General features: G+C 59.8%; 6 protein-coding genes and 2 pseudogenes. 1 reads left to right on the forward strand and 7 read right to left on the reverse strand.

Translation table 11 applies throughout. The features are described 5' to 3' along the window. Positions 1-97 precede the first annotated feature (97 nt). The 3 genes from AC0L15_RS29340 to AC0L15_RS29350 all read right to left on the reverse strand — a co-directional run bounded on the left by AC0L15_RS29340 (position 98) and on the right by AC0L15_RS29350 (position 2980). Positions 98-1075 (reverse strand): glycosyltransferase family 2 protein, encoded by a 978-nt coding sequence (locus AC0L15_RS29340; RefSeq protein ID WP_287250626.1) that lies wholly within the window; start codon positions 1073-1075, stop codon positions 98-100. A gap of 88 nt (positions 1076-1163) precedes the next feature. Further along, positions 1164-2009, reverse strand: coding sequence for an ABC transporter permease (locus tag AC0L15_RS29345; protein WP_287065387.1), 846 nt, complete (start codon positions 2007-2009; stop codon positions 1164-1166). Next, a complete protein-coding gene (locus tag AC0L15_RS29350) occupies positions 2009-2980 on the reverse strand; it encodes a polysaccharide deacetylase family protein (RefSeq protein WP_287250629.1) in 972 nt (323 codons plus the stop codon). The genes AC0L15_RS29345 and AC0L15_RS29350 overlap by 1 nt, the downstream gene beginning before the upstream one ends. A gap of 367 nt (positions 2981-3347) precedes the next feature. Between AC0L15_RS29350 and AC0L15_RS29355 the strand changes: the two genes are divergently transcribed. Next, positions 3348-4484 carry a glycosyltransferase family 2 protein gene (locus tag AC0L15_RS29355; RefSeq protein WP_473497935.1) on the forward strand — a complete coding sequence of 379 codons (1137 nt, stop codon included), beginning with the start codon at positions 3348-3350 and terminating at the stop codon, positions 4482-4484. 128 nt (positions 4485-4612) lie between these two features. On the opposite strand, the gene AC0L15_RS29360 is transcribed toward AC0L15_RS29355, so the two are convergent. The 4 genes and pseudogenes from AC0L15_RS29360 to AC0L15_RS29375 form a co-directional block, all read right to left on the reverse strand. Beyond that, positions 4613-5608: a glycosyltransferase family 2 protein gene (locus tag AC0L15_RS29360; RefSeq protein WP_287285552.1), complete on the reverse strand. Its 996-nt coding sequence runs from the start codon at positions 5606-5608 to the stop codon at positions 4613-4615. A 425-nt stretch (positions 5609-6033) separates the two neighbouring features. Then, a pseudogene (gene ftsH / locus AC0L15_RS29365) lies at positions 6034-7344 on the reverse strand (ATP-dependent zinc metalloprotease FtsH); the annotation flags it as partial. Between the two features lie 522 nt (positions 7345-7866). Further along, positions 7867-8640, reverse strand: coding sequence for a class I SAM-dependent methyltransferase (locus AC0L15_RS29370; RefSeq protein WP_287250633.1), 774 nt, complete (start codon positions 8638-8640; stop codon positions 7867-7869). 83 nt (positions 8641-8723) lie between these two features. After that, positions 8724-9237: pseudogene (locus AC0L15_RS29375) on the reverse strand (transposase); the annotation flags it as partial.

The following is a 9237-nucleotide window of genomic DNA, read 5'->3' on the forward strand; positions in this document are numbered from 1 at the left end:
CTCCTTAGCTTCGCAGAGAGGCAACGCGCGGGTGTTCGTTGATATCAGACATCTCAGGCTCGGTCGCGATCCAATCCGCGCCACCCGGTCCCGCCCACTACTTCCGTGCTCTCGTCAGTAGCCTGAACACCTTCGACAGGATGCGGCGTGGCGTCAGACGCCGAGCGAACCGGCGTGGCGTCAGCCGCGGAGCGAACCGGCGTGCGGCTTCGATGGCGAGGTCAAACCTATCGCGAAGTGTCAGGGGCCGACGCTGGGCCGGATAGTGCGCAAATGCGAAGCGGAGCGCCCGCTGCAACTCCGGCGTCATTAATCCCGAGGCCGACGCATGCATCTCAACCCATTCGAGGAAGCGGATGCGAGCAGCATGCGGGCGCAGTGGATCGTAGATGCCGGAAGCAGTCGCCTTGGCCGATGTCGAATCGAGGTGCTGCCTGTATCGGCCGGTGGGCGTGGATGTCACGAACACCGGATAGCGCAACAGCAGCTTCACTAGAAGGGTCTGGTCTTCGTAGAGCTCGAACGCCTCATCGAAGCCGCCCACCGCTACCAAAGCTTCGCGGCGAACCATGATCGAGCAGATGCACGGCACATGAGCCCGCTGGCGCACGATGACCTGGTCGAGCAGGTCGGACGGCATGTGCAGACGGTCCGATTGGCGTGGCATCGAGTCGGTCCAGTTCCTGTGAGGTTCATTGGGGAACCACCACAGGGTCGGTCCGTAAAGGACCTTGGCGCGAGGATGCGCATCAAAGATCGCAAGTTCCGTCTCGAATTTTTCCGGCTCAAATATATCGTCGCCATCCAGGAACGTGAAGAACATGCCCGACGCGGCCGCGATTCCGGCATTGCGCGCCGCGGCGGCGCCGCGACGCCGGCCGTTCGATCGAATGAAACGGATTCGCGGATCTGCGGTTGCTGCAGCCTCCGCGATTGCAACGCTCCCGTCGAATGATCCGTCGTCAATGAGAAGCATTTCCCAGTCGGTCAAGGTTTGCGCGCGCACGCTTTCGATCGCGTCCGGAAGAAACCGCTCGACATTGAGGAAAGGCGTGATGACGGAGATCAATGGCATCGGCGTCGTGCCCATTGTGCAGAATGCGCGGCGGCCGACGAAAGGCGACCTTCACTCTCTACGGGGCCGCAAGGGTTATCATTTCTCTTCACAGCATGTCCATGGCCGTTCGTTCGACGCGTTGAAAGATCACGACGCCGATGAACAGCACGACCGAGGTCGTGACAAGCGCTGCCGCGATTTGTGGCGCACCGACTGCCGAAGTGCCGAAGAAGCACCAGCGCCATTCATCAATTATGACAGCGAGCGGATTCAGAAATCCGGTCAGCGTCCGGTACTGCTCGGGAATAGCCGAAAAAGGAAAGATGATCGGCGTCACGAACAGCCAGATCTGAATGAGGAAGGGAGTCATATGAGCTGTATCGCGGTACTTCGCGGTTGACGCTCCTAGACAAAGCCCAACAGCCAACGAGAATGCCGCGACCTGGATGATCACCAGCGGAAAGAACGCGAGGCGCCACGACAACCCGTCCACTTTTCCCGTCAGCTGGTACCAGAGCAAGAAGGCCAATGCGACGCCAAGCTGGATCGCCAGGGCCACACTGTTCGACAGCAGCGACGACACGGGAACGACGAGTCGCGGGAAGTAGATCTTGCTGAAAAGATGACCGTTCGCAATGAAGACCTGGCTCGCTGTGGAGACGACTTGGGAAAAATACGACCACAGCACCAACGCTGTCAGATAAAAGATTGGCGCGGGATGGCCACCGGTTGAAATGCCCGCGATACCGCTGATGACGGTGGTCAAGGCTGCGGTAAGCGCCAGGGGCTGCAGGATCAGCCAAGCCGGACCAAGCAAGGTCTGCTTGTAGCGGACTTTGATGTCGCGCATCGCGAAAAGGAGCAGCAGATCGCGATAGCGCCACAGGTGCCAGAAATCGAGGTCAAACCAGCCGCGTCGAGGGGTGATGATGGTAGTCTGCTGTGCGTTCATCAGAACAGATGATCCTCGATTTTTCGCAAGAATTCGTCCCCTGACCAGTTGCCGACATACAATCGAGGCAAACGCAGCACGTCTGCCTCGGGCGCAACGTACCCGGCGCGCGTCGTGCATGCGAACTCAAATCCCGCTTCCCTGACGGCAGATACCGACAGAGCGTCATGGTCTCCGAATGGATATGCAAAAGAGAGGACGCGTTTTCCTGTCATTTGCTCACAGGCCGAACGGCCGTCGACGATCTCGCGAAGCTGGGTCGCGAAGGAATGGGCCGGAAGCGTGGGATGACTGACCGTATGACCGCCGATCGTGATCAGGTCGTCACTGATGTCACCAACCTCCCCGGGGGTCATAATACAGTGCTCTGGCCTGGCGTCGAGACCAACGCCCGCCCATTTCGCAATGTCTTCGACGTGCGCGTTCTGTCGCTCATACGGCAGTGTTCGGAGCGCCGACCATACCTCCCGGTAGACTTTGTCACGGCCGGCCTGATCCACCATCTTCGGGATAAGCCAGTGATGCCTGCCTCCCTTGATCGTGATGTCGAGTTGGTCAGGCAGTTCAGACGTCTCAAGACAGATGCGCGAGAGCGCATCCCACCAGAATTCCCTGCCGCTTCCGATTGCTCCCGTCGCAACAAACAGCGTCATCGGGCAGTCGTGACGCTGCAGGATAGGGCGAGCGTTGCTGTAGACGTCGTGATAACCGTCGTCAAACGTGACAACCGCAAGCGGTTTGCCTGGCTTTCCCCGAGCGTTGACATCGAACAGCTCATGCAAATGCACCACCTGCCGGCTCCGCGTCAGCGCGTCGATTTGTTCGTCGAACCTCGCCGGATGGACGGCCAGGCTCCACGGATCGACGGCGATGTCTGCAACGCGATGGTACATCAGTATGATGGGAGCACGGCGCAGGCGTCGACGCCGCACCAGCCGACCAAGCTGCAGGAGAACGCGCGGGATCACCATCGGTCTCCAGCCGCGGGAACCGCGAAAACCACGCTCATGTCCCTTCGCGGATGCCATCCCGATCGGCAGAAACGCCAAACATGTGAGTGTTCAAAGCATATAGCTGATCGCAATAAGACCACGACGCCACGGGCACGGAGGTGAGCGAATGAAAGAAAGCATGAAGGCATCACAAGTTTGGGCGGATTTGGAACCAGCATATTGGCACATGTCGCCGCCGAAAGTGCGAAAGATCGGGCGAGTTCTCAGACGTTGAAGTAGCTAGGGAGAGGCGCGGCTTGATACTATCCCGCTCCAGTATGTTAGCATTTAGGCCGGTGGCGCTCACTTTTCTTTCATCCTTCATCAAAAGCAGGTTTTTTTCGATATGCAACCCGCCGTTTCCGTCATCATTCCTGCCTACAATGCGGAAAAGACTATCCGAAACACGATCCAGTCGGCCGCCTCACAAACTTTCAAACAGCTGGAGATCATAGTGGTCGATGACGGGTCGACCGACCGGACCGCTGAGATCGTCGAGACATTTGCAACAAGTGATCCGCGTATTTCTCTTCTGAGACAGCAGAACCAAGGGGTTGCTGTGGCCAGAAACCTGGCAATTCATGCGGCGAAGAGTGAATTTATAGCGCCGCTTGATGCGGATGATGTGTGGCACCCGACAAAGCTGGAGAAGCAGCACGGCCTCTTCCAATCTCGGCCGTCTCTCGGCCTTGTCTACGCATGGTATCGGGTCATCGATGATGATGATTTGGTGATCGAATGCTCCCCGCCAACTCTCGCTCGCGGGGACGTTCACAACTGGCTGCTGGTTGACAATTTTATTGGCAATGCAAGTTCACCGCTAATCAGGCGATCAGTTCTTACGGCAACCGGGGGATACGACCCATCGCTCAGAGCCGCAGGAGCCCAAGGAGCCGAAGACTTGCAGATGCAGCTCAACGTTGCCGCGATCTCCGATTATGATGTCGTTCCCGAGTATCTGATTGGTTACCGGCGATCACCGTCTTCTATGTCGACCAAGTATGTCGTCATGCTGACATCGCACCGCATCGTCCTTGAAACAGTCCGCACGCGACATCCCGGGCTAGCGTCTTTCTTGTTTCGTTGGTCCGATGGCGTGGCTTCAGCGTATTATGGCAGCGAAGCCGCCCGTACGTCGCCGCGCGCGGCCATCGCTCCGTTTGTCCACGCAACACGGATCGATCCGGCCGCGCTGTTTCATGTCTTCGCAAAGCCGATCGCACAAAAACTGTGGCGGCGGCTGCGTCGCTTTGTGCCGAGACTGCTTGCCGTTAAACAGCGCATGGTTCCGACCTCACCGCATTCCATCTGTACCTCCAGGCATTTTTTCGACGCCGATCCGACCTTCATCTGCCAGCCAGCTCCTCCGGAGTGGCTTCGAAGGCGCGTCCAGGTGGCCCTCAAGACCCCGACGCCGCGCCAGCTTCACGAGTCAGGTCCGAGGAGTATTGATCCGTCCGCTCTCGTCGAAAACGGCGCTTAGGTCCCAAACACGAGGTGACGCCTTCGAGAACCGCCGCAGCCAACCTAAGTCCGACGACGGTCGGCCTCGCCCATCTAGACGCCGCCGCCAGGCGGAAGTGCCGCCGCAAGCGCTCGAAATGGAAGCGCTCACCAGCTGGTCTCTTCATAAAGGCGCCGAAACTCGGCGTTCTTGTTTCGCATCCGCTTCACTCGAATTTTGACCCAGCGAGGAACCAGCCTGGCCCGGCAGTACATGTCGATCATGTGGGGCAGGCGGGAAATTGCCGTGCGCGGTTCCAGGACGAAGTATCTCTTCAGCAGGTCGCCGGCTGCGAACAGCCGCCCGCCGACCAAGGCTCTGATGGCAAGCCAATGGATCATGTCGACCAGATGCGCATCGAGATCGCTGCCGAACTGCGGATATTTTTCGCGATACTCGGCAAGGACGATTTCACATGAACGAAGCATCTGCATGACATCGCTCGACATGTTGACGTTCGTTATCCGATAGCCCACCAGGTGCTGAGGCACGACGCGGAATTCGTAATTTTCCGCTATTCTGAGGCACATGAGAAGGTCCTCGCAGCCCTGTGCGTTCCTGGCCCTCAGGGAAGGATCGAATTGTCCCGCCCGCTCGAATGCGGAGCGACGCATCAGCATCGAACTCCCGTTGCCGACAAAATTCATTCTGCACATCCGTTGCAAGACGTGGCCGTCGGCGTCGGGCCGGTTGTACAGTGAGAATACCCGGCCGTTCTCGTCGATTTGGGCAAACCAGCAATAGGCCAGGCCCGCGGAAGAACCGCCTTCCTGCAGGGCGCGCAGTTGCAGTGAGATCTTGGAAGGGGCCCAGAGATCATCCGCGTCGACGAACGCCAGAAACTCGGCATCGGTAGAGGCCGCACCGCTGTTGCGGGCCTGCGCAACACCGGCGTTCGACTGCCTCATCAGGCGTATACGCCGGTCTCTCTCAGCACAGGAGGCCACAATCGAGGCGGACTGGTCCGTCGACCCGTCGTCCACCACGATAATGTCCAGCGCCTGATGATCCTGCTGGCAGATGCTGGTCAAGGTGGCGCGAATGGTTCGCTCGGCATTGAACATCGGCACCACGACGCCGACCCTGGCATTGTCCTGGATCATAAGAGCCTTCGTTTTGTCTGCAAGAGTTGGTAAACGGATAGCGCCAGCATTGCAATCAGCACCGCTCTTCAATGATCGGGGCGAATTCGAGGCAAATGTGGTCGGTCATTCAGCCTGGCCTACCGTAGCTGGCGGATTCGGACCGTGACGAAAGCAACGCCAAATCCGAAAAACAGACACAACGATCGGTCGCGTAACGCTGCCTCATTAGCCTTTACTGAAGAAGCCGGTCAACCGGCGCCGCGCGACGCGGATTGCGGCCGCCCGGCGCGTGTGAGAGGCCGTGCTGGTCTTCGTTGTTGCCAGGCCCTGGGCGACTATCTCAGTGATTGGCAGCGACACTATGCCACTGGGAACGGGTCACTTGGGGAGGCCGCGTCGAGATTGGCGATGCCAGGGATCTGCCGTCGGGACGGGCAAGGGCATCACCCGGCGGGGCGCGAGACGTTTGTAGCCGCAGCCTTGCCTCGTCGTACCGGTCGCTTCCCCGATTGCGGATCGGATGCCTCCGTTGTCGCGCGATCCGGTGCCGAGACGTTTCCGACGAGCGATGCAAGTTCAGCTTCACTTAGCGTCTCGATTCCGAGCAGCTTGCGCGCCGTCTTTTCCAGCAGATCCCGTCGCTCAGTGAGGAGGCCGACGGTTCGCGCGAAAGCTGTGTCGACGATGCTGCGAACCTCCGCGTCGATAGCCTCGGCGGTGGCCTCGCCGTAATCGTGCTCGCGCGGACCGCCGGCAAGTGGGTTGGGGCTCAGGAAGGAGCGCTGGTCCTTTTCCAGCGCCACATGGCCGAGCTTTTCCGACATGCCGTAACGCGTAACCATGGCGCGGGCGATATCGGTCACTATGGCCAGGTCATCGGCGGCCCCCGTGGACAGATGCCCGAACACGATCCACTCGGCCGCCCTGCCGCCGAGCAGCACCGCCATCTTGTTCTCCAGTTCCTCGCGCGTCATGAGGAATCGGTCCTCGGTCGGCCGCTGGATCGTGTAGCCCAACGCGCCGACGCCGCGCGGGATGATCGATACCTTGTGCACGGGATCCACTCCGGGCAGCGCCATGGCTACCAACGCATGGCCCATTTCGTGATAGGCGACGACCTCGCGTTCCCTCGGGTTCAACAGTCGGTTGCGCTTCTCGAGCCCGGCCACGATGCGCTCGACCGCATTGTTGAAATCGTCCATCGTGACGACATCCGCCCTCCGGCGCGTGGCGAGCAGGGTCGCCTCATTGACCAGGTTGGCGAGATCGGCGCCGGTAAAACCCGGCGTCAGCGCGGCGACTTTTTCAGCATCGACATCCGCCGCCAGCTTAGCCTTCTTCATGTGGACCTGGAGTATCTGGACGCGACCTTGCTTGTCCGGGCGATCGACCAGCACCTGCCGATCGAAACGGCCTGCGCGAAGAAGTGCCGGGTCAAGGATTTCCGGGCGGTTCGTCGCGGCGAGCAGCACGACGCCGATTTTCGGGTCGAAACCGTCGAGCTCGACCAGGAGTTGGTTGAGCGTCTGCTCCTTTTCGTCGTGGCCGCCCATCATCGGGCCCGCACCGCGGGCGCGGCCCAGCGCATCGAGCTCGTCGATGAAGATGATCGCCGGGGCTGTGGCGCGTGCCTGCTCGAACAGGTCGCGCACACGGGCGGCGCCGACGCCTACGAACATCTTGACGAATTCTGAGCCCGAGATCGAGAAGAACGGAACTTTTGCCTCGCCTGCAACGGCTTTCGCGAGCCAGTATCCGGACGACGGGCTGGCCATCTTCCACGGCCCGCGCTGCATCGGCCGTTATGATGCCGAGGGCCGGGAGATCGGCGAGCCGATCTCACCCATGCTGCACCCGTGCTCGACGCCCTCAAGGCGTGGCCTGGAAGCGTCGCAGCCGGCCCCCCTCTCGGCAGCGCGGCGGCCAGCCTTGACTGCGTCTCGACACGAGGTCGGCGCTTCACCGGAAACGACGCAAGGGCAGCGACAAGCCCATGCGTAGGAGCCTGCCGCGGCAGGCACCTGAACCAGCAAGCGGCCCCCGGATGTCCTTCCGCTTTCATCCGGGGTCAACCGTCAACCCAAAGCGGACAGCTGATGTGCTACAAAAACCGCACAACTTGAAAAGCTACCGACACTACGCGTGCAGTGGGTGCCAAGGATTGGAGGTGGAGCGAAGCGGAACCGAAGTGTTACCCCGCGATACCTCAGGTGACCGCTATCTGAACCCATGCCCCCGGAAATAGGAGGCCGCCTGCGAGCAGGTTAGCCAGAATATCACTGGCGTCTTTGCGGATGCTTTCGGATTGCAACAAGCACCGCGCCGTCGTCCAAGCTACATTCAACAGACCCTAGAGCGGCCAGCGCGTTAGTGGCATCTACCGCATCCCCACCCGGTCCAGGCCCTCTGATAACGAAATGTCCTTTCTCACATGTGAAGTCCCACTTGTGCAGCTGCTTGTACGATTCCGTCTTTCCTTCGTTTTCAGCATGATAAAGCACGACGAAACCATCATGTTTTGTGACCGAGAGCATCTGTTGTATTGCCTTGAGTGGACTAGTCGTGTGGTCTATACAATTCTGTCCATGCACGATGTCGAAACTGTAATCGCCAAATTGGGTCCTAAGATTTTCGGCGTCACCGAAGACTGTTCGCACTAGAGGTTGGATCCCAAAATCTCTCAGAACTTGATCATATTCTGATGCCAGCAGGTCAGTTGCAGTAATCATGATCTCTTTCGAGGCATGCACTTTGCCGAGCTTCGTCAAGGGGCCAGCGCCCACATCGAGTATGCAAACTGGGTTGGTCGTCAACCTGTCGACATATCGCCCAACGTGATCCTGAATTGGTAAATTGGGGTCAAGACGTTCCTTGTAGTCCTCTGGCCAGAATGATCCCTGAGTGGAGAACCAGTGTCTCCAAAACAGAACTTCGTCGCTGAGCTGTTGGGATCGGCTGTCTCCCTCCAGCCAGCGCAGGATATTTCGTCCGAGCCGCCGAGCCCTAGTCAACACCGATGTCGATCTTCTCAGAAACCGTTCTCTAGACATGACGGGACTCCTCGGATCGTGCCCACTGGCGTGGTGTAGCTGACGGCACTGGACGCCGTGCTCTCCGGCATGGGCCGGACTGATCAGCGCGCCACTGCTGGCAGGCTGATGAGCGGATCATCGCTCATCTGGCTGATGGTCTCAAGCGTCATGTAGCGGGCCCGCTGCACGGCCCATTCATCATTCTGTTCGAGCAGCAAGGCGCCGACGAGACGGACGATGGCGTCGTCGTTGGGGAAGATGCCGACGACCTCGGTCCTGCGCTTGATCTCGCCGTTAAGGCGCTCGATGGGATTGGTCGAGTGGAGCTTGGCACGGTGCTCCTTGGGGAAGGTCATGTAGGCGAGCACGTTGGGCTCGGCGTCGTCCATGATTGTCGCCAGCTTCGGCACCTTCGGCCGGATCTGGTCGGCGACGGCGCGTCATTGCGTGCTGGCGGCCTCGGGCGTCTCCTGGGCGAAGGCGGTGGCGATGAAGGCCGTGCGACGCGGCGGCCGCTCTTGCCGGCATGCGCCAGCAAGTTCCTCATGAAATGGACCCGGCAGCGCTGCCATGTCGCGCACAGCACCTTGGTGACGGCCGCCTTGATGCCTTCAT

This window comes from Mesorhizobium sp. WSM4846, assembly GCF_055811415.1.